The sequence below is a fragment of the Kosakonia quasisacchari genome (genome assembly GCF_004331415.1).
Lineage (GTDB): Bacteria > Pseudomonadota > Gammaproteobacteria > Enterobacterales > Enterobacteriaceae > Kosakonia > Kosakonia quasisacchari.
Genome location: NZ_SJOP01000004.1, coordinates 82,209 through 100,897, shown reverse-complemented (window position 1 = coordinate 100,897; position 18,689 = coordinate 82,209). Strand labels below are relative to the sequence as shown.

Genomic DNA, 18,689 nt, shown 5'->3' with positions numbered 1-18,689 from the left:
ACGTTTATGGATGCTTTTATTCTGATCTTTACGCTGGCCATTATGCTGGCGGTGGGTGTACCGGTGGCTTACGCCGTGGGCATTAGCGCGGTGCTGGGGGCGTGGTATATCGATATTCCGCTGGAAGCGGTGATGATCCAACTGACTAACGGCGTGAATAAGTTCTCGTTGCTGGCGATCCCGTTTTTTATTCTTGCGGGCGCGATCATGGCCGAAGGGGGAATCGCTCGGCGATTGGTGAATTTCGCCTATATTTTTGTCGGCTTTATTCGCGGCGGACTGTCGTTAGTGAATATTGTTGCTTCGACATTTTTCGGCGCAATTTCTGGATCGTCCGTAGCAGATACCGCCTCGATCGGTTCAGTGATGATCCCCGAGATGGACAAAAAAGGGTATCCGCGTGATTTTGCCGCCGCGGTCACCGCCAGTGGTTCAGTGCAGGCTATCTTAACGCCGCCGAGCCATAACTCGGTGATCTACTCGTTGGCGACCGGCGGTACGGTTTCTATTGCTGCACTGTTTATTGCCGGGATCCTGCCGGGTTTGTTGCTCAGTTTTACACTGATGGTCATGTGCGTCGCATTTGCCCATAAGCGCGGTTATCCAAAAGGGGAGCGCGTGCCGTTTCGCCAGGCGTTGAAGATCTTCGTGGATACGCTCTGGGGGTTGATGACTGTGGTTATCATCATGGGCGGCATCTTGTCCGGGATTTTCACCGCGACGGAATCGGCGGCGATCGCCTGTCTGTGGGCCTTTTTCGTCACCATGTTTATTTACCGCGATTACAAATGGTCGGAACTGCCGAAGCTGATGTACCGCACGGTGAAAACGGTGACGATCGTGATGATCCTGATTGGTTTTGCCGCCGCGTTCGGGGCGGTAATGACCTATATGCAATTACCTGCTCGCATTACGGAAGCCTTCACCCAAATCTCGGATAACAAATACGTTATTTTAATGTGTATTAACATCATGCTGCTGTTGCTCGGCACGCTGATGGATATGGCGCCGTTGATTTTAATTCTGACGCCGGTGCTGCTGCCGGTGACCAATGCGCTGGGCATCGATCCGGTACATTTCGGCATGATCATGCTGGTTAACCTGGGTATTGGGTTGATCACACCACCTGTCGGTTCGGTGCTGTTTGTCGCCAGTGCGGTGAGCAAGCAGAAGATCGAACAGGTGGTGAAAGCCATGCTGCCGTTCTATCTGGTCCTGTTTTTTGTATTGATGCTGGTGACCTATATTCCGGCGATCTCGCTGTTCCTGCCGAAACTGTTTGGCGTGTTGTAAGGCAATAAAAAACCCGGCTCGGTGGCCGGGTTTTCTTTTATCCCTTTATTCCACAAAGATATGCGGATAGAAGCGGGAGAGATCCTGGGTTATTAGCGCGCGATCTTCACGAATGCCGATCCCGGCGGGCTGATCGTTGATAAGCCAGCTGCCAATCAGCGTATAGCTGTCGCCGAACTTCGGCAGCGGGTAAAACTCTTGCACAATCATGCCTTCTTCGCCATATGGCCCCTCAACGGCTTCCACCATTTTGCCGTTTTCAATGATCGACACATTTGCGCCTTCGCGGGAAAAAATAGGTTTAACGACGTATTTTTCCATCTCCGGATGCGGATCTTCGGCAAAATAAGCGGGAAGCAGATTTGGGTGATTCGGGAACATCTCCCACAGCATCGGCAACAGTGCTTTGTTGGAGATAATGCTCTTCCAGGCGGGTTCCAGCCAGCGCACGCCGGCGTCTTCCAGCTTGGTAGAGAACATTTCGCGCAGCATATATTCCCACGGATAGAGCTTAAACAGGTTACCAATCACCTGGTCTTGCAAGTCCGTGAACTGACCTTTTTCCCCGAGGCCAATATCTTCGATATAAAGGAATTCGGACGCCAGTTCTGCTTCTGCCGCACAATCCTGCAAGTACTGCACCGTACCGCGATCTTCGACCGTATCGCGGCAGCAGGTGAAATGCAGTAGCTGAAAACCGTGCTGCTCACGCAACTCGGCAAAGCGCTCAATCAGCTTCTCTTGCAGGCTATTGAACTGATCGCTGCCTTGCGGCAGGTTGCCAGCGTTAAGCTGATCTTCCAGCCAAATCCACTGGAAGAACGCTGCTTCATACAGCGAAGTCGGCGTATCAGCATTATTTTCCAGCAACTTGGGTTCGCCCACACCATCCCAGGCGAGATCGAGGCGCGAATACAAAGAGGGCTGATGCGTGGCCCATGACTGGCGCACAAAACTCCAGGTGTGCTTAGGAATGCGGAACTTCGCCATCAGTTCATCGCTGGCAACGACTTTCTCGACCACCTTCAGGCACATCTGATGCAATTCTGCGGTCACGTCTTCCAGCTTCTCGACCTGCGCAAGCGTCAGCTTGTAATAGGCATCCTCACACCAGTATGGCTCGCCGTACATGGTGTGAAAATTGAAGCCGTACTCGGTGGCCTTTTCGCGCCAGTCCGGACGCTCGGTAATACTGATTCTTTCCATGGTGCTTAGCCGCCCATTGAACGGGTAGTTGTACCGCTGGCGCTACGCTGCATGGTGTTCTGCTTGGCCACAGACTCACCAAAACCGCCGCGCGTTACCGTGGTCGTGGTAGCCGGTTTCGGTGCCATCGCCGTTTTTGGTACGTTCATGGTACGGCCCGGCTGTGCCGCGCCATAACCTTTACCGGAAGCATCGGTGTACTGACCATAAGCCGGGCTTGCCGGGTTACGCGAGCTGAACAGCGGTTGCTGCGCAAAGCCCGCACCGCCGCCCATCATACGGCCCATCATGTAACCGGCCATCAGCGGCATCCAGAAGCTGCCGCTGGATTGCGCCTGTGCCTGGTTTTCCGGCGCTACGCCCGCCTGCACCGGTGCTGCCTGGCACTGACCTTCACCGAATTCGGCGACGCAATCTTCACGCGTGGCGTATTTCGGCGCGGTGCGCTCAGCTTCTTTCAGCGCATTGTTATAGGCGGTGGTACATTCCGCGCTTTTCCCCGGGTTTGCTGATGAGCAATCATCCGCGTTTTGATACAGGGAAACTGTCTCGTCACTTTTTTCACAACCCGCCAGCATAAAAACGGCGGTAACCGCCAGCGCGACAGGCGTCAGATGACGCGCGCTCCAGCTTTTGCGGAACGTCGAGTGTTGGATGTTTTTTGTCCGTTTCATTGTAATATTCCTGGACCCCAAAGGTATAAGTAAACGGTCAGGATAGAGGATGCGTGATGGAAGTTAAAGCAAGGAGGGGAGGCCTTTACGTTGCCTTACGTAAAAACGGGGGCTGGATGCCCCCGTTGTCGAAAAGTACTGCTTAACGCTTCACGCTAGTACGTGCTGCGGCAGGTTGTGAATTGCCGTTGAAGTTATCAACGCTTGCCGCCTGCTGCTCATCTTCTGGTGCGACGTTTTCCGGCGCGGTATCGACCGGTTTACCCAGCGTACTGTTCAGCGCCAGCAGATCCTGCTCGTTCAACGAACCCAGCGCGGATTTGATGTTCAACTGGTTGATCAGGTAATTGTAACGCGCACTGGAGAGCTGCTGCTTGGCGTTATACAGCGTGGTGGTCGCGTCCAGCACATCAACGATGGTACGCGTACCCACAGAGTAACCGGCTTCCATCGCATCCAGAGAACTCTGGGCAGAAACCACCGCCTGTTTGTAGGCGTTGATGCTGCTGATGGAGGCGTTCACGTTGTTAAACGAGGAGCGCACGGTCTGCACCACGTTGCGGTGCGCGCTTTCCAGTTGCTCACTCGCGCCAACAAAGTTGTACTGCGCCTGTTTCACCTGCGAGCTCACCTGGCCACCCTGATACAGCGGCAGAGAGAAGCTCAGGCCGACTTTATTCTGGCCCGCGTCAACATCCGGGTTTTGCGCACTTTTTGAACCGCTGTAAGAGGTGTTAGAGACACCTGTCGAGGCGGTTAAATTCAGCGTTGGTAAATGGCCATCTTGCGCCTGGCGAATTTGCTCGCGCGCCAGATCCTGGCTCAGTCGTGCCTGCAGCAGGGTCAGGTTACGGTTTTCCGCTTCCTTCAGCAGCGCATTAACGGCTTGCGGTTTGTCGGTCTTGAAATTGTCGACGTTCAGCGAAGCCAGTTGCGGGTAGTAATTACCGGTGACCTGACGCAGCGCTTCCACCATGTTGTCGAGGTTGTTGCGCGCGGTCACTTCGTTCGCCAGTACGGTGTCGTACTGCGAGCGGGCGTTTTGCACATCAGTGATGGCGACCAGGCCAACGTTAAAGCGCTGGGTCGTTTGATCCAACTGGCGGTAGATCGACTGTTTCTGTGCTTCGGTGTAGGAAAGCGTATCAATGGCGCTCAGCACGTTGAAATAGGCAGTCGCCGTATTCAAAATCAACGTTTGCTGATCGGTCTGCCAGGTGACGTCCTGAATGCCTGCCGTTTTTTCCTGCAGCGTCAAGGCGCGCCATTTTGACATATCAAAAATGGTTTGCGTTAACTGCAAGGACGCGCTGGTGACATTCGAATTGACGCCTTTGCTGTCACGGTAGCCATTGGAATAGTCATAATCTGCACCCAAACCAAGCTGAGGCAGTAACGGGCTACGCGCTTCGTTAATCTTTTCAAAAGCAGCATCGCGGTCAGCAGCGGATTTACGGAGATCCGGGTTGCTCAAACGCGCCTGCTGATAAACCTGTAACAGGTTTTCTGCCTGGCTCATGGCGCTGAAGCCGGTCAGGCTCAGGCCGATAAGGAGGGGGAGCAATTTCTTCATTTGCATTCCTTGTTGTGAAGCAGTATTAGCGCTGGTCTAAATTAGAAAAAATAATCGCCGATTCTACCAGATAGTGGCACCGCTTAAGCTTGGCGTAACGTGCCATCGGCGTAAATATGCATCAATCTATCACATAGCACTTGAAACGATAGCTATACAGGCTTGAAATCTACTGCTTTGTCATTATCTCAAAAGAGACGCCGCCCATGAGTAAGCCAGTAACATCCGCAGTGACTTTCACAAAAAACGATGTAGAAATTATTGCACGGGAAAGACTCTATAGCGGTTTTTTTTCGCTCGATCTATACCGCTTTCGCCACCGTTTATTCAATGGCGAAATGAGCGGTGAAGTACGCCGTGAAATTTTTGAACGCGGTCATGCCGCAGTCTTGCTACCCTTTGACCCAGTACGCGACGAAGTTGTGCTGATCGAACAGATCCGCATTGCGGCGTTTGATACCAGCGAAACCCCATGGTTGCTCGAAATGGTGGCCGGCATGATTGAAGAGGGCGAAAGCGATGAAGACGTTGCGCGTCGCGAAGCCATCGAAGAGGCCGGTCTGCACGTTGGTCGTGTGAAAAGAATGTTGAGCTATTTGGCAAGCCCTGGCGGCACCAGCGAGCGTTCCGCCGTATTGGTGGGCGAAGTGGACGCCACGCAGGCCTCAGGTATTCATGGTCTGGTGGATGAAAACGAAGATATTCGTGTTCATGTGGTGAGCCGGGAACAGGCTTACCAGTGGGTAGAAGAGGGGAAAATCGACAACGCAGCGTCTGTCATTGCCCTGCAATGGCTGCAACTGCATCATGAGAGCTTACGAAACGAGTGGAAAAAATGAAGCGTTATACACCTGACTTCCCAGAAATGATGCGCCTGTGCGAAACCAATTTCGCCCAGTTGCGCCGCTTGCTGCCGCGTAATGACGCAGCGGGCGAAACGGTGAGCTATCAGGTGACCAACGCGCAGTACCGGTTAACGATAGTCGAATCCACCCGCTACACTACGCTTGTGGAAATTGAGCAGACCGCGCCATCGATTAGTTACTGGAGCTTGCCGTCAATGACGGTGCGGCTTTATCACGATGCGATGGTGGCTGAAGTGTGTTCGAGTCAGCAGATCTTTCGTTTCAAAGCGCGTTATGATTATCCGAATAAAAAGTTGCATCAACGCGACGAAAAGCATCAAATTAACCAGTTTCTGGCCGATTGGCTGCGTTACTGTTTAGCACATGGAGCAATGGCGATTCCGGTTTGTTAGCGTCGTGAAACCTAAGGACACCATTTGGAAAGCCTGTTAAACCTCTCTCTGGCGGGTGAGCCCAGAGTGAGGGTATTACAAATAACTGATTCTCACCTGTTTGCCGAAAAGCATGAAACGTTGTTAGGGGTGAATACCTGGGAAAGCTATCAGGCGGTACTGGAGGCTATCCGCTCTCAGCAGCGTGAATGCGATCTTATTGTCGCTACCGGCGACCTGGCACAGGACCATACCGCTGCGGCTTATCAGCTTTTTGCTGATGGTATCGCAAGCTTTGACGCGCCTTGCGTTTGGCTGCCGGGAAACCACGATTTCCAGCCCGCCATGTACAGCGCGCTGCAGGAGGCAGGGATCTCGCCGGCGAAACGCGTTTTTATCGGCGATCACTGGCAAATTCTGCTGCTCGACAGTCAGGTGTTTGGCGTACCGCACGGTGAATTGAGCGAGTTCCAGCTCGACTGGCTGGAGAAGAAACTCACCGACAGCCCGCAGCGCCACACCTTATTACTGCTCCATCATCATCCGCTCCCTTCCGGTTGCGGTTGGCTCGATCAACACAGCCTGCGTAACGCTGGTGAGCTGGATAACGTGCTACAACGTTTTCCGCAGGTGCGGTATCTGTTATGTGGGCATATTCATCAGGAGCTGGATCTCGACTGGAACGGTCGCCGTCTGCTGGCGACACCATCGACCTGCGTGCAGTTTAAACCCCACTGCGCCAACTTTACGCTTGATACCATCGCGCCCGGCTGGCGCTGGCTGGATCTCTACCCGGACGGAACGTTGCATACAGAAGTTTGCCGTCTGGAAAGCACCCAGTTCAGACCGGATACCGCTTCAGAAGGATACTGATGTCCACTCTCCTTTATCTGCACGGGTTTAACAGCTCGCCGCGTTCCGCCAAGGCGACGCAGCTTTCGCAATGGCTGGCGCACCATCACCCGGAGATCAACGTGATTGTGCCGCAACTGCCGCCTTACCCCGCTGCTGCGGCAGAATTGCTGGAATCACTGGTGCTGGCGCAGGGCGGAAAACAGCTCGGTATCGTCGGTTCTTCGCTTGGTGGCTATTACGCGACGTGGCTTTCGCAATGTTTCATGTTGCCAGCGGTGGTGGTGAATCCTGCGGTACGCCCATTTGAATTGCTGGCAGATTATCTTGGCAATAACGAGAACCCCTACACAGGGCAGCAATATGTGCTAGAGTCTCGCCATATTTACGAGCTCAAAGTGATGCAAGTTGACCCGCTCGAAGCGCCGGATTTAATCTGGCTGCTACAACAAACCGGGGACGAAGTGCTGGATTACCGCCAGGCGGTGGCATACTACGATGCCTGCCGCCAGACAGTCGAAGAGGGCGGAAACCATGCCTTTGTGGGCTTTGAGAGTCATTTCACACAGATTATCGATTTCCTTGGGCTGCATTGAGCCAACAGGGAAACGATGCGGTCACTATCTACGAACAAACCATGACGCAATCCTATAACGCTGATGCCATAGAGGTACTCACCGGGCTTGAGCCGGTTCGCCGCCGTCCGGGGATGTACACCGATACCACGCGCCCTAACCATCTGGGCCAGGAAGTTATTGATAACAGCGTCGATGAAGCGCTGGCGGGCCACGCCAGGCGCGTGGACGTCATCCTGCACGCCGATCAGTCGCTGGAAGTTATCGATGACGGGCGCGGTATGCCGGTGGATATCCACCCGGAAGAGGGCGTTCCGGCCGTTGAGCTGATCCTCTGTCGTCTGCACGCGGGCGGTAAATTCTCTAATAAAAACTACCAGTTCTCTGGCGGCTTGCACGGCGTTGGGATCTCGGTGGTTAACGCCCTGTCTCGCCGCGTAGAAGTGACCGTCAAGCGTGACGGCCAAGTCTATAGCATCGCGTTTGAAAACGGCGAAAAAGTGCAGGATCTGCAAGTGATCGGCACCTGCGGTAAACGCAATACCGGCACCAGCGTCCATTTCTGGCCGGATGAATCTTTCTTTGATAGCCCGCGTTTTTCCGTTTCTCGTTTAACGCATCTGCTGAAAGCCAAAGCCGTTCTTTGCCCGGGCGTTGAGATCACCTTTAAAGATGAGGTGAACAATGCTGAGCAGCGCTGGTGCTACCAGGATGGCCTGAACGATTATCTGTGCGAAGCGGTGAACGGCCTGCCGACGCTGCCGGAGAAACCGTTTATCGGTAATTTCTCTGCCGAAACGGAAGCGGTAGATTGGGCGCTGCTGTGGCTGCCGGAAGGCGGCGAGCTGCTGACTGAAAGCTACGTCAACCTGATCCCAACTCTGCAGGGCGGCACCCACGTTAACGGTCTACGTCAGGGGTTGCTGGACGCGATGCGCGAATTCTGCGAATACCGCAATATCTTGCCGCGCGGCGTGAAGCTGTCGGCGGAAGATATCTGGGATCGCTGCGCTTATGTGTTGTCAGTGAAGATGCAGGATCCGCAGTTCGCCGGGCAGACCAAAGAGCGTTTATCTTCTCGTCAGTGCGCCGCATTTGTTTCTGGCGTGGTAAAAGACGCATTCAGCCTGTGGCTGAACCAAAATATTCAAACGGCGGAACTGCTGGCGGAGATGGCCATCTCCAGCGCCCAGCGCCGTCTGCGTGCCGCCAAGAAAGTGGTGCGTAAAAAGCTGACCAGCGGCCCGGCGCTGCCTGGTAAGCTAGCGGATTGCACCGCGCAGGATCTGAGCCGCACCGAGCTGTTCCTCGTGGAAGGTGACTCGGCGGGCGGCTCCGCTAAACAGGCGCGCGATCGTGAATACCAGGCGATCATGCCGCTAAAAGGCAAGATCCTGAATACCTGGGAAGTCTCTTCCGATGAAGTGCTGGCCTCGCAGGAAGTGCATGATATCTCGGTGGCGATCGGTATCGATCCAGACAGCGACGATCTGAGCCAACTGCGCTACGGTAAGGTTTGTATCCTCGCGGATGCGGATTCCGACGGCTTGCACATCGCCACATTACTGTGTGCATTGTTTGTGAAGCACTTCCGCGCGCTGGTGAAAAACGGCCACGTTCATGTGGCGCTGCCGCCGCTGTACCGTATCGACCTCGGCAAAGAGGTTTATTACGCGCTCACGGAAGAAGAAAAAACCGGCGTGCTGGAGCAACTGAAACGCAAAAAGGGCAAACCGAACGTGCAGCGCTTTAAAGGGCTGGGCGAAATGAACCCGATGCAGTTGCGTGAAACCACGCTTGATCCGAATACCCGCCGCTTGGTGCAACTGGTGATCAGCGACGAAGACGAACAGCAGACCAACGCAATGATGGATATGTTGCTGGCTAAGAAGCGTTCAGAAGATCGCCGTAACTGGCTGCAGGAAAAAGGCGATATGGCGGATATTGAAGCCTGATCCTTTCCGGCTTGCTTACTCGGTCAGCGAAATGCGTGGGCCGGGTAAGCAAGCTAAATGCGCAACGGAGCCGCTTTTACCGTCGGTTCAGTTTGGGGTTGTCGCGCTTCCCGTACCGATAGATATCCACCAACGCACGACCACCGTTCGGGCTGCCGTGGCGCAACCCATCTGACAGCGCACTTTTCAACTGTGGCAGTTTCATCAACTCTTGCTGAATCAGCTGCGGTAACATTTCGCTAATTTGCTTCACCGCTTCCTTAAACCCGCTTTGTAACCTGACGGCCAGCCCGGTTTTTCCGGTATTGCAGCGGCGTTTCGCCAATGCCTTTTTTAAAGGCGCTGATAAAGTAGGTGACATCGGAGAAGCCCACTTCGCGGGCAATATGATGAATGGCCAGCGCGCTATGCAGTAACAAATCGCATGCTTTGCGCAAGCGCAAGGTGTTCAGATACTGATGAATGGGTTCACCTGTCTCAACATGGAAACGGCGCGAGACATAACTACGCGATTTACCCAACTCCTGCGCCAGTCGCGCAAGGCTGAATTTATGCCGGTAATTTTCCTCCAGCCAGAACATCACCGGTGTGGCAATACCGCTGCGTTCATCCGGCAATTTCTGCTTATCTTCTGGCAACATACTCAACAGATTAAGCAACAAACAGGCGACCTGTTCTCCATTCAGACTGTGGTTTTCGGCAAGCCTCGCGTAACAGCTAAACAGATGGTCGATATGTGGATGAATGGCGGCAACATCCATCACCACCGCCGCACCGCCGCGAAGAGAGAGCCGCTGTAAACGGTGGTGATTGTGCGGGAACGCGCGCAGATTTTGCAGCAAAGCATGGTGATCCACGTGAATGATGGTGCGACGATAGAGGGCCTGCGCTTGCTCATCCACCATCACTTTATGGATGGTGAAAGGCGGAAAGAAAAAGAGCCGGCCTGGCCGCATGGTGTACTGGCGGTTATCGACCATCACCACGCCAAAACCCTCCTCCACGTACAGCACCTCCAGACACTGATGCCAGTGGTGGTAGCGCACGGTGTTGGCGAAAAGTCGGCTAAACGACACCACCGTATCGTTTAATGTGATCAGCTCAAGACGTTCGTTCTGCAATGGCATTGCCATAGTGCAACCCATCTCAATTTTTACCCCGCAAGATACATTTATAAACCACAGTTTTAAATTTTCTCAATAGCGGGTTCAGATAAAGCGTGCCGATGTGACAAAGCTAACATTTCCGGCGGTTGCTCATTAACTATCCTTCAGCCACACCATGAGGGAGAGAATGCTATGCAGGCGGCGGAAGTGAAAACATCAAATCCATTGTCATCCCGCGACGATGTGGTCGGCGCGTTGAAACAGATGCTGGCGGCGCTGGACAAACAGTTTCCTGAAGGGGCGTCGCATTTCTCGCTGGGAGCCACCAGCGCGCATTACAGCGATGCGATTGCCGAAATGGAAGGGTTGTCCCGCGCGTTGTGGGGGCTGTTTCCGTTAATGGCAGGCGGCGACGCAGAGCCTTTCAGCCACAAATATCTGGCGGCCATCAAGCGTGGCGTCGATCCGCAAAGCGCAGGCTATTGGGGCGCAACGGAACCCTACGATCAGCGGCTGGTGGAAATGGCGGCGTACGGTCTTGGGTTGGCGCTGCTGGGCGATAAACTCACCGCAATGCTGAGCGAACGTGATGTACAAAACTTGCACCAGTGGCTGAACCAGATCACTGACGCGCAGATACCCGACAGCAACTGGAATTTTTTCGCCATTATGGTGCAGCTCGGTTTTAAACGTGCCGGATTACCCTGGGATGCCGCAACCATCGAACGGCGCTTTAGCATGATGGACGCCTATTATCTTGGCGATGGTTGGTATTCCGATGGCCCGGGTCGGCCAAAAGATTACTACATCTCGATGGCGTTCCATTTTTACGGGCTAATTTACGCCACGCTGAATGGGAAAGACGATGCATCGCGCGCGGCCACTCTGCGCGAGCGGGCAATGCTTTTTGCCGACGATTTTATCTATATGTCAGCCGCGGAGGGCGAATCTGTTCCGTTTGGCCGCAGCCTGACTTACCGCTTTGCGATGGTGGCATTCTGGAGTGCGGTTGCCTTTTCCGGGCTGGAGGTGTTGTCTCCAGGCGTGGTGAAAGGGGTTATCCTGCGCCATTTGCGTTGGTGGTTACAGCAGCCGATTTTCGATCGCGACGGCATTTTAACGCTCGGTTTCGCCTACCCGAACCTTGCGATGTGTGAAGACTACAATTCGCCTGGCTCGCCATACTGGGCGCTGAAAGTTTTCCTGATTCTGGCGCTGCCGCAATCAAACAATTTCTGGCAAGCACCAGAACTGCCGCTCCCCGAGCTCAACACGCCGCGCACGATTGACCCTGCCGGGCAGATTATTGTCCACAGCGATCGCTCGCGGCATGTCTGGATGCTCACCGCAGGGCAACTGGAGCTGAACAATTACGTCAATACCGAGGCGAAATACACCAAGTTTGCCTACTCCAGCCGCTTTGGTTTCACCATTGAACGCGGGCGCTACGGAATTAAACATGCCGCCTGCGATTCTATGTTGCTGCTCAGTGAAGGAGATAATTACTTTCGTGGCCGCCGGGAGTGCGACGAGGTAGTGATCACCGGGGAGGCGATTTTCTCGCGCTGGTCGCCGTGGTCAGACGTACATATTGCAAGCTGGCTTATTCCTTGTGGTGACTGGCATTTGCGCGTGCATCGCGTTGATTCCGCACGCCATTTGCAAAGCGTAGAGGGCGGGTTCGCGGTGCTGAAAGCGCCACACCGTAACGAGCAGGGCGGCAGCCTGGTGCGCGCGGAAAATGGCGTCAGCGGCATCTTTGAATTACTGCACGCCGCGCCACGCGAAACCGACAGCGTGGTTACGCCGCCCAACAGCAGCATTATGTTTTCGCCTTGCGCATCGATTCCGGTGTTGCGTGGGGACATTGCACCAGGCAGGCAGTGGCTGGCCTGTGCCGTTCAGGCCGCGATTACGGAGCAGGCTTTTGATTTTGTCTTACCGCAATTGCATATCGAAGAACACGCGCTGGTGATTAACAAACCGGGGCAGAAAAATAATATCGTTATTGCCTTTTAATTCCCGGCTGCGGCCGGGTACTGAACTCTGAACCCTACATGCTTTCGTCGAGGATAGTATGGAAAAGATCGCGATAAATAATAAATCCGAATATTACAAAATCAGTACCTTTATCTTTCTCTATTTCTTTACCTGGTCGGCAAGTATCGGCTTGCTGGCTATTTGGTTAGGGCAAAAAGCCAATCTTAGCGGCACGGTTATTGGTACGGTGTTTGCTATTAACGGGATTTTTTCTGTTATTTTAAAACCGATCTACGGTTATATTCTGGATAAAATCGGTATGAGCAAATACTTGCTCTATTTTGTAGTGCTGATGTCGGCATTAATGGCACCCTTTTTTATCTACGTTTACCAACCGTTATTACTCTCAAATACTTTGCTGGGCATTATAGTCGGAGCCATCTATTTAAGTTTCGCGTGGTATGCGGGTGTTGCCGCCTGCGAATCCTACACTGACCGCTACAGCCGCTTAAACGGCATGGAGTTTGGCCAAATCAGGATGTGGGGCTCGCTCGGTTGGGCGGTGGCATCCTCGTTCTCCGGCCTGCTGTTTAACCTCTCACCAGCGTATAACTTTATTATGGGATCGGTCGCGTCGCTTATCATGCTGGCGGTACTGCTGAGCCTGAAAGTCAACGTTAACGCCGCAAATGCCAGCGAGGTGCTGACCAAGGAAAAAATCGCCCCGGCGGATGTCTACGCTTTGCTGCGTAACCGCAAATTCTGGGCATTCTGTCTGTATGTTGCCGGTGTGGCGTGGATGATGTTTATCGCCGAGCAGCAGTTCTCCCGCTATTTCGTCACCTTCTTTGATGACGTCCATCAGGGCAACGCAGTGTTTGGTTACCTGGGTACGGTGCAATCCGGCATGGAATTCGTCATGTATATGGTGATCCCGTTATTTGTGAATTTCATCGGCGCGAAACGCGGGTTACTGATTGTCGGGTTGGTGGTAGGTGCGCGGTTGATTATTTCCGGACTGTGCGAGTCTCATTTGCTTATTTCAGTATTAAAACCGTTATACGGCCTTGAGATTTGTCTGCTGCTGGTATCGGTATTTAAATATATCGCTGAGCATTTCGATAAACGCGTTAATGCCACCATGTATTTATTAGGCTACCAGGCAATGTTATATGTTGGCAACGTCGTGGTTTCTTCGCCTGCCGGTATTTTGTATGACCGTATCGGCTTTGAGCATACTTATATTATTATGGGCTGCGTGGCACTGACCTTCACATTAATTTCCTTGTTTACGTTATCGGCTTGCCAAAGTAAATGGCGTCAGCATGGCGCACTGGATATCGCGAGAAATAACTAGCGCGTTAACGGCTATTTTAAATTTTGTACCAAGAAGGAACCGAAATATGTTAAGTAAAATCGTTGAGGAAACGTTACGCGATTACCCTGGCGCACCTGTGGATGCGCAGGTATTTAAAGATGAACTTGATTCTGCGCGTAACCACACCCTTGAACTGATTCGCCGTCATTTAACGGAATTCGGTGAACATTTTCCCGCCGAGACCTGTGTGCAGGGTTATTACCCCTTAACCGAGAATGTTGAGTGGACCACCAGTTTCTGGACCGGGCAGCTTTGGCTGGCGTGGGAGATGAGCGGCGATGAGCACTTCCGTGCGCTGGCACAGCGTCATGTGCGCTCGTTCGGCCTGCGCATTGCCGGGCGCAGCGACACCAACACCCACGATCTCGGCTTCTTATATACGCTTTCGTGCGTGGCAAGCTGGCGGCTGACCGGCAATCGCGATGCGCGTGGTTTCGCCCTGCTGGCGGCGGAAGCGCTGCTGGAGCGCTTCCATCCCAAAGCACAGATCATCCAGGCGTGGGGCGATCTTCGCGATCCCGAACAAGCCGGGCGGATGATCATCGACTGCAATATGAACCTGCCGTTGCTCTACTGGGCAACAGAACAGACCGGGGATCGGCGTTTTGCCGATGCGGCGCAAGCGCATGTGCGGCAAGCGGCGAACTACCTGATTCGTGAAGATGCCTCCACGTTTCACACGTACTATATGGATATCAACACAGGTGCGCCGCGTTACGGCAATACGCAGCAGGGTTACGCGGATGATTCCTGCTGGTCGCGCGGGCAGGCGTGGGGGATTTACGGTTTTCTGCTGAGCTTTATCTACACCGGCGATAAAGAGATGGTGGCGCTGTCGAAACGGCTGGCGAACTACTTTCTCAACCGCTTGCCGGAAGATGCCGTGTGCCACTGGGATCTGGCGCTGGTCGGTACTGATGCGCTGCGCGATTCGTCATCAGCGGCGATTGCCGTATGCGGGCTACTGGAACTGGTTAAACATCTGCCCGTTACCGATCCGGACAGAGACCGCTACCAGCAATGGGCAATGCGCATTATGTCATCGCTGAATAAGCATTATCTGGCAGGTAAAAACGACGCCACCAACGGGTTGCTGAAACATTCCGTGTATCACCTGGCGAGCAATAAGGGCGTTGATGAATGTTGTAGCTGGGGAGATTACTTCTATGTGGAGGCGCTGATGCGCTTTTCGCAGAGCTGGAAACTCTACTGGTAAAGAGCAGTGTCCCTCTCTTTAAACGGAGAGGGACAAACGCTTAGAGACCCGCTTCCAGGATGCGGATATGCGTCTCGAGCACGTCGCCTTTTACCGCTTCGCTCCACGCTTTCATATGCGGCGTCTGCAGGTGCGCTTCAAGGTGCGCCACGCTTTCCCACAGTTCTACCATCATGATGGAATCCGGCGCGGTGGCCTGAAAACTTACGTTAGCCGCATGATCGACCAGCGGCGCGTAGCCGTGGCAACCCTCTTCCTGCAGCACTACCGGCACAATTTTCGCGAATTCATCAAGCACCGCCTGGCGATGATGCTGTCCTGGACGGGTACGGATTTCTGCAATTACTGTCAACATGATTAACCTACTCCCTATAAATCCAGCTTCACAGTTAAGCAAAAATCTCACTCAGATGCTTGCGATATTCTGCGATATAGCGCGGCACGTCCGGCATTTTAATCACGTCGTTAACGATAAAGGTTGGCAACGCGTCCATACCCAGGAACTGGTTTGCTTTGTGGAACGGCAGATAAACACCGTCTACGCCCACGCCGTGGAAGAACTGTTCTTCATCCGTAAACGCATCCATCGGTGCGTTCCAGGTCAGCGACAGCATATAGGTTTTGCCCTGAATCAAACCGCCGGAACCGTATTTTTTCGAAGCGTCAGAACGCGTGCGGCCGTCGCTGGCGTACAGCGAACCGTGCCCTTCGGTGAACACGTCGTCCATATACTTTTTTACTGTCCACGGCGCACCCATCCACCAGCCTGGCATTTGCCAGATAACGGTGTCAGCCCACAGGAAGTTTTCCACTTCTGCTTTGATGTCGTAATCGCCATCGGTACGTACGGCTTTAACATCATGCCCGGCGTCGCGCAGAAAACTTTCCGCGACCTCGGTCAGGGTGTCATTCAGTTGGCCATTAGAGTGCGCGAATTTCTTCGCACCGTTGATAATTAAGATATTGCTCATGAGAAATCCTCGGTTAAATGCGTTTGACGGCGATTTTAACCGGATCAACGGTGCGGAAAAATTGGCAAAAAGTGCAAAGACTTTTGCTTGAGCCGCAATAAACGTCGCTACCAGCTCACCTGCGCGATAAACCCGCCTTGTGGATGATTGCCAAATGCGACGCGCATGTGATGCAGGCGGGCAATGCGCTGCACAATTGATAACCCCAGCCCACTGCCGGTTTGCGTTTGCCCCGGCGGGCGATAAAACCGCTCGCCAATGCGCGTCAGCGCTTCATCGTCAATACCGGGGCCGTTATCGCGAACGCTAAACTCAGTGGCGTCCAGCGTCACATCGACAACACTGCCTGCCGGGCTGTAGCGAATGGCATTATCCAGCAGGTTACGCACCAGCAAGCTAAGCAAAAGCGGTTGCGCCTGGCGGCTGACCGAAGGGGTATTGAGATGCAGGCGTATATCGATGCCAACCTGCTGTGCTGTAGGGTAAATCTCCATTACTGCCGATTGCAGCAGGGATGCCAGCGAAACCTCTTCGACGTCATCAAGGTTGCTCAGGGAATCCAGCCTTGAGAGCGTCAGTAATTGATCCACCAGACGCGTGGCACGATCGATCCCCACGTGCAACTGGGCGAGGGCTTTTTGTTGTGCGGCGGGATCGTCATCAGAAAGCTGCGCGACCTCGGTTTGCACTTTCAGCGCCGCCAGCGGGCTGCGTAACTCATGTGCGGCATCGGAAGTGAAGCGCCGTTCACGCTGCATCATGCTGTGCGTGCGGTCAAAGAGCTGATTCAACGCATCCACTAACGGGCGCACTTCGTTGGGCACGCCTTCACTATTGAGTGGATCGGCACGATCCGGCGCCCGCGAACGTAACGCCCGCGCCAGTTTTTTCAGCGGTCGCAATTCAAGGCTCAGCAATACGATCAATAGCGCCAGCATCAGCGGTAGGGCGATAAGCCACGGGGTGAGCTGCGAGGTGATAATCTCCAGCGCCATCTCGCGGCGATAATCCCACTCCTGGCCGACTACCACTCGAAATTTACCGTTCGGCGCGGTAAGCCACAGAAAACGCCATTGATCGTCGTCATCACGTAGCTGCCCGTTATCAAACCCTTCCCGCCGGTAGTTGTAAGGGATCTCTTTGCCGTTTTCGCCATCGTGCAGCAGCATGTTACCGTCGGTTGAGTAGATAGCGAAAGCCAGCGCATCATCATCCAGATGCCCATGTTTGATCTTCTTTTCACCGAACTGCGGCGCGGTGTTTTTCAGCGGCTCAAACTCCATCACGCTCAGCCGTTTGGCGAACAGCGTTTGCTGGGTATCAAACAGTTTGTCGAGTTTATCGCGGGTTTGCTGCCAGGCAACGAGGCTGGCGCACAGCCAGGCGACCATCGACAGCAGCAAAAACAGCAGCGTCAGGCGCAGGCGTAAACTCAGCGGGCGGGTCAGTTTCATGCGTCTCCTAGGGTATAACCGATGCCATGAACGGTGCGGATAAACGCTGTACCGAGTTTGCGCCGCAAATGATGCACATGCACTTCCACCGCGTTGCTGGTGACATCGTCATCCCAGGTGTAGAGTTTCTCTTCGATCAATTTACGCGGTAGAACGCGCCCGGCATTGCGCATCAGCAGTTCCAGCAGGGCGAACTCTTTCGGTTTTAGCGCCAGCGTTTCCCCATCAAGCGTGGCGACCAGATTACCGGGATCGAGCGTGACATTGCCGTGGCGCAGCAGACTTTGCGCCTGCCCGTGGCGGCGGCGAATAAGTACTTCGAGCCTGGCCGCTACTTCAACCAGCGCGAAGGGTTTGCACAGATAATCATCTGCGCCCAGCCGCAGTCCCTCAACGCGCTGGTCAATGGCATCGCGCGCGGTGAGGATCAGCACCGGCTCTGCGCGCTTTTGTTCGCGCCAGTCGCGCAGAATATCCAGCCCGTCGATGCCCGGCAGCGTTAAGTCGAGGATCACCGCATCATAAGGTGCGCTAAACAGGGCAGCCTTGCCTTGTTTGCCATCGGTAAACCAGTCGACGCTAAAGCCTTTTTTGCCCAGCCCGGTTTTTAAACCGTCGCCGATGAGCGTGTCATCTTCCACCAGTAAAATGCGCATTTTGCCTCCTTTCACTCCGTGTTATTGGCAGTAAAACCGCTGGTGGTCGACAATGTACAGAGGAAAATAATCTTTTTTCCCGTTAAGAAGTCGTTAAGGAGTGACGGGTTAAATGGACGTTAACCATCGTAAGGGAGATAAAACATGAAAAAGATTGCTGCACTTGTCGCTGTTCTCACACTCTGTTCCGCACCGGTTTTCGCGGCGAATCCAGGCGGTTTTACCGGGCCGGGCGCAACGTCGCAAAGCGGGGGATTTACCGGGCCGAACGGCAGTAAAGCCACCGTTGAAAGCGTGAAATCACTGCGCGACGACGCCTGGGTGACGCTGCGCGGTAATATTGTCGAGCGCATCTCTGATGATACATATCTGTTTAAAGATTCGACCGGCACCATCAATGTCGATATCAACCACAAGCGCTGGAACGGCGTGACCGTAGGGCCACAAGATACGGTAGAGATCCAGGGGGAAGTCGATAAGGACTGGAATTCAGTTGAAATCGACGTCAAAGAGATCCGCAAAGTCACTCAGTAAGCGCTAAATGCGCGTGAAAAAATCGCTCA

The 18,689-nt window shown here is 53.8% G+C and carries 19 protein-coding genes; 10 read left to right on the top strand and 9 right to left on the bottom strand.

Annotated elements, in window-relative coordinates; translation table 11 throughout:
- The first annotated feature begins 6 nt into the window (after nucleotides 1-6).
- Nucleotides 7-1,293, top strand: a complete 1,287-nt coding sequence (locus E0L21_RS05780) for a TRAP transporter large permease (protein ID WP_131407606.1) — start codon at nucleotides 7-9, stop codon at nucleotides 1,291-1,293.
- A 45-nt stretch (nucleotides 1,294-1,338) separates the two neighbouring features.
- Here the strand turns inward: E0L21_RS05780 and E0L21_RS05775 are convergent, their stop codons facing one another.
- The 3 genes from E0L21_RS05775 to tolC form a co-directional block, all read right to left on the bottom strand.
- A complete protein-coding gene (locus tag E0L21_RS05775; RefSeq protein ID WP_131407604.1) occupies nucleotides 1,339-2,499 on the bottom strand; it encodes a glutathionylspermidine synthase family protein in 1,161 nt (386 codons plus the stop codon).
- Nucleotides 2,500-2,504: 5 nt separating this feature from the next.
- On the bottom strand, nucleotides 2,505-3,173 hold the full coding sequence (locus E0L21_RS05770; RefSeq protein WP_131407602.1) for a DUF1190 family protein: 669 nt from the start codon (nucleotides 3,171-3,173) through the stop codon (nucleotides 2,505-2,507).
- Nucleotides 3,174-3,315: 142 nt separating this feature from the next.
- The gene (tolC, locus tag E0L21_RS05765) at nucleotides 3,316-4,746 is read right to left on the bottom strand and encodes an outer membrane channel protein TolC (protein WP_131407600.1); all 1,431 of its coding nucleotides are present in this window, start codon (nucleotides 4,744-4,746) and stop codon (nucleotides 3,316-3,318) included.
- A gap of 206 nt (nucleotides 4,747-4,952) precedes the next feature.
- Between tolC and nudF the strand changes: the two genes are divergently transcribed.
- The 5 genes from nudF to parE are packed head-to-tail and all read left to right on the top strand — an operon-like array spanning nucleotide 4,953 to nucleotide 9,365.
- The gene (gene nudF, locus E0L21_RS05760; protein WP_131407598.1) at nucleotides 4,953-5,585 is read left to right on the top strand and encodes an ADP-ribose diphosphatase; all 633 of its coding nucleotides are present in this window, start codon (nucleotides 4,953-4,955) and stop codon (nucleotides 5,583-5,585) included.
- Nucleotides 5,582-6,004 (top strand): DUF1249 family protein, encoded by a 423-nt coding sequence (locus E0L21_RS05755; RefSeq protein WP_020455285.1) that lies wholly within the window; start codon nucleotides 5,582-5,584, stop codon nucleotides 6,002-6,004. The genes nudF and E0L21_RS05755 overlap by 4 nt, the downstream gene beginning before the upstream one ends.
- Before the next feature lie 24 nt (nucleotides 6,005-6,028).
- Nucleotides 6,029-6,856, top strand: coding sequence for a 3',5'-cyclic-AMP phosphodiesterase (gene cpdA / locus E0L21_RS05750; RefSeq protein WP_131407596.1), 828 nt, complete (start codon nucleotides 6,029-6,031; stop codon nucleotides 6,854-6,856).
- Complete coding sequence (gene yqiA, locus E0L21_RS05745; RefSeq protein WP_131407594.1) at nucleotides 6,856-7,431, top strand: esterase YqiA; 576 nt, start codon at nucleotides 6,856-6,858, stop codon at nucleotides 7,429-7,431. Before cpdA ends, yqiA begins: the two co-directional genes overlap by 1 nt.
- Nucleotides 7,432-7,472: 41 nt before the next feature.
- Nucleotides 7,473-9,365: a DNA topoisomerase IV subunit B gene (parE, locus tag E0L21_RS05740; protein WP_131407905.1), complete on the top strand. Its 1,893-nt coding sequence runs from the start codon at nucleotides 7,473-7,475 to the stop codon at nucleotides 9,363-9,365.
- A gap of 76 nt (nucleotides 9,366-9,441) precedes the next feature.
- On the opposite strand, the gene E0L21_RS24930 is transcribed toward parE, so the two are convergent.
- Both E0L21_RS24930 and E0L21_RS05735 read right to left on the bottom strand, forming a co-directional pair.
- On the bottom strand, nucleotides 9,442-9,618 hold the full coding sequence (locus E0L21_RS24930) for a hypothetical protein (RefSeq protein ID WP_165501880.1): 177 nt from the start codon (nucleotides 9,616-9,618) through the stop codon (nucleotides 9,442-9,444).
- Between the two features lie 7 nt (nucleotides 9,619-9,625).
- Nucleotides 9,626-10,498, bottom strand: a complete 873-nt coding sequence (locus E0L21_RS05735) for a helix-turn-helix transcriptional regulator (protein ID WP_131407592.1) — start codon at nucleotides 10,496-10,498, stop codon at nucleotides 9,626-9,628.
- 165 nt (nucleotides 10,499-10,663) lie between these two features.
- On the opposite strand from E0L21_RS05735, the gene E0L21_RS05730 reads away from it, so the two are divergent.
- From E0L21_RS05730 to E0L21_RS05720, 3 genes are read left to right on the top strand one after another with little or no spacing between them, the layout of a single operon-like run.
- The gene (locus E0L21_RS05730) at nucleotides 10,664-12,490 is read left to right on the top strand and encodes a DUF2264 domain-containing protein (protein WP_131407590.1); all 1,827 of its coding nucleotides are present in this window, start codon (nucleotides 10,664-10,666) and stop codon (nucleotides 12,488-12,490) included.
- A gap of 58 nt (nucleotides 12,491-12,548) precedes the next feature.
- A complete protein-coding gene (locus E0L21_RS05725) occupies nucleotides 12,549-13,808 on the top strand; it encodes an oligosaccharide MFS transporter (protein ID WP_131407588.1) in 1,260 nt (419 codons plus the stop codon).
- 46 nt (nucleotides 13,809-13,854) lie between these two features.
- Nucleotides 13,855-15,045, top strand: coding sequence for a glycoside hydrolase family 88 protein (locus tag E0L21_RS05720; protein ID WP_131407586.1), 1,191 nt, complete (start codon nucleotides 13,855-13,857; stop codon nucleotides 15,043-15,045).
- Between the two features lie 40 nt (nucleotides 15,046-15,085).
- Here E0L21_RS05720 and E0L21_RS05715 read toward each other — a convergent pair whose 3' ends face one another.
- From E0L21_RS05715 to qseB, 4 genes are all read right to left on the bottom strand, one after another.
- Nucleotides 15,086-15,400, bottom strand: coding sequence for a putative quinol monooxygenase (locus E0L21_RS05715; protein ID WP_131407584.1), 315 nt, complete (start codon nucleotides 15,398-15,400; stop codon nucleotides 15,086-15,088).
- Between the two features lie 34 nt (nucleotides 15,401-15,434).
- Nucleotides 15,435-16,016, bottom strand: coding sequence for an NAD(P)H-dependent oxidoreductase (locus E0L21_RS05710; protein ID WP_131407582.1), 582 nt, complete (start codon nucleotides 16,014-16,016; stop codon nucleotides 15,435-15,437).
- 107 nt (nucleotides 16,017-16,123) lie between these two features.
- A complete protein-coding gene (qseC, locus tag E0L21_RS05705) occupies nucleotides 16,124-17,470 on the bottom strand; it encodes a quorum sensing histidine kinase QseC (RefSeq protein ID WP_131407580.1) in 1,347 nt (448 codons plus the stop codon).
- On the bottom strand, nucleotides 17,467-18,126 hold the full coding sequence (gene qseB, locus E0L21_RS05700; protein WP_131407579.1) for a quorum sensing response regulator transcription factor QseB: 660 nt from the start codon (nucleotides 18,124-18,126) through the stop codon (nucleotides 17,467-17,469). The genes qseC and qseB overlap by 4 nt, the downstream gene beginning before the upstream one ends.
- A gap of 144 nt (nucleotides 18,127-18,270) precedes the next feature.
- Here qseB and E0L21_RS05695 point away from each other — a divergent pair, with 144 nt between their 5' ends.
- On the top strand, nucleotides 18,271-18,660 hold the full coding sequence (locus E0L21_RS05695; RefSeq protein WP_131407577.1) for a YgiW/YdeI family stress tolerance OB fold protein: 390 nt from the start codon (nucleotides 18,271-18,273) through the stop codon (nucleotides 18,658-18,660).
- The last annotated feature ends 29 nt before the right edge of the window (nucleotides 18,661-18,689 follow it).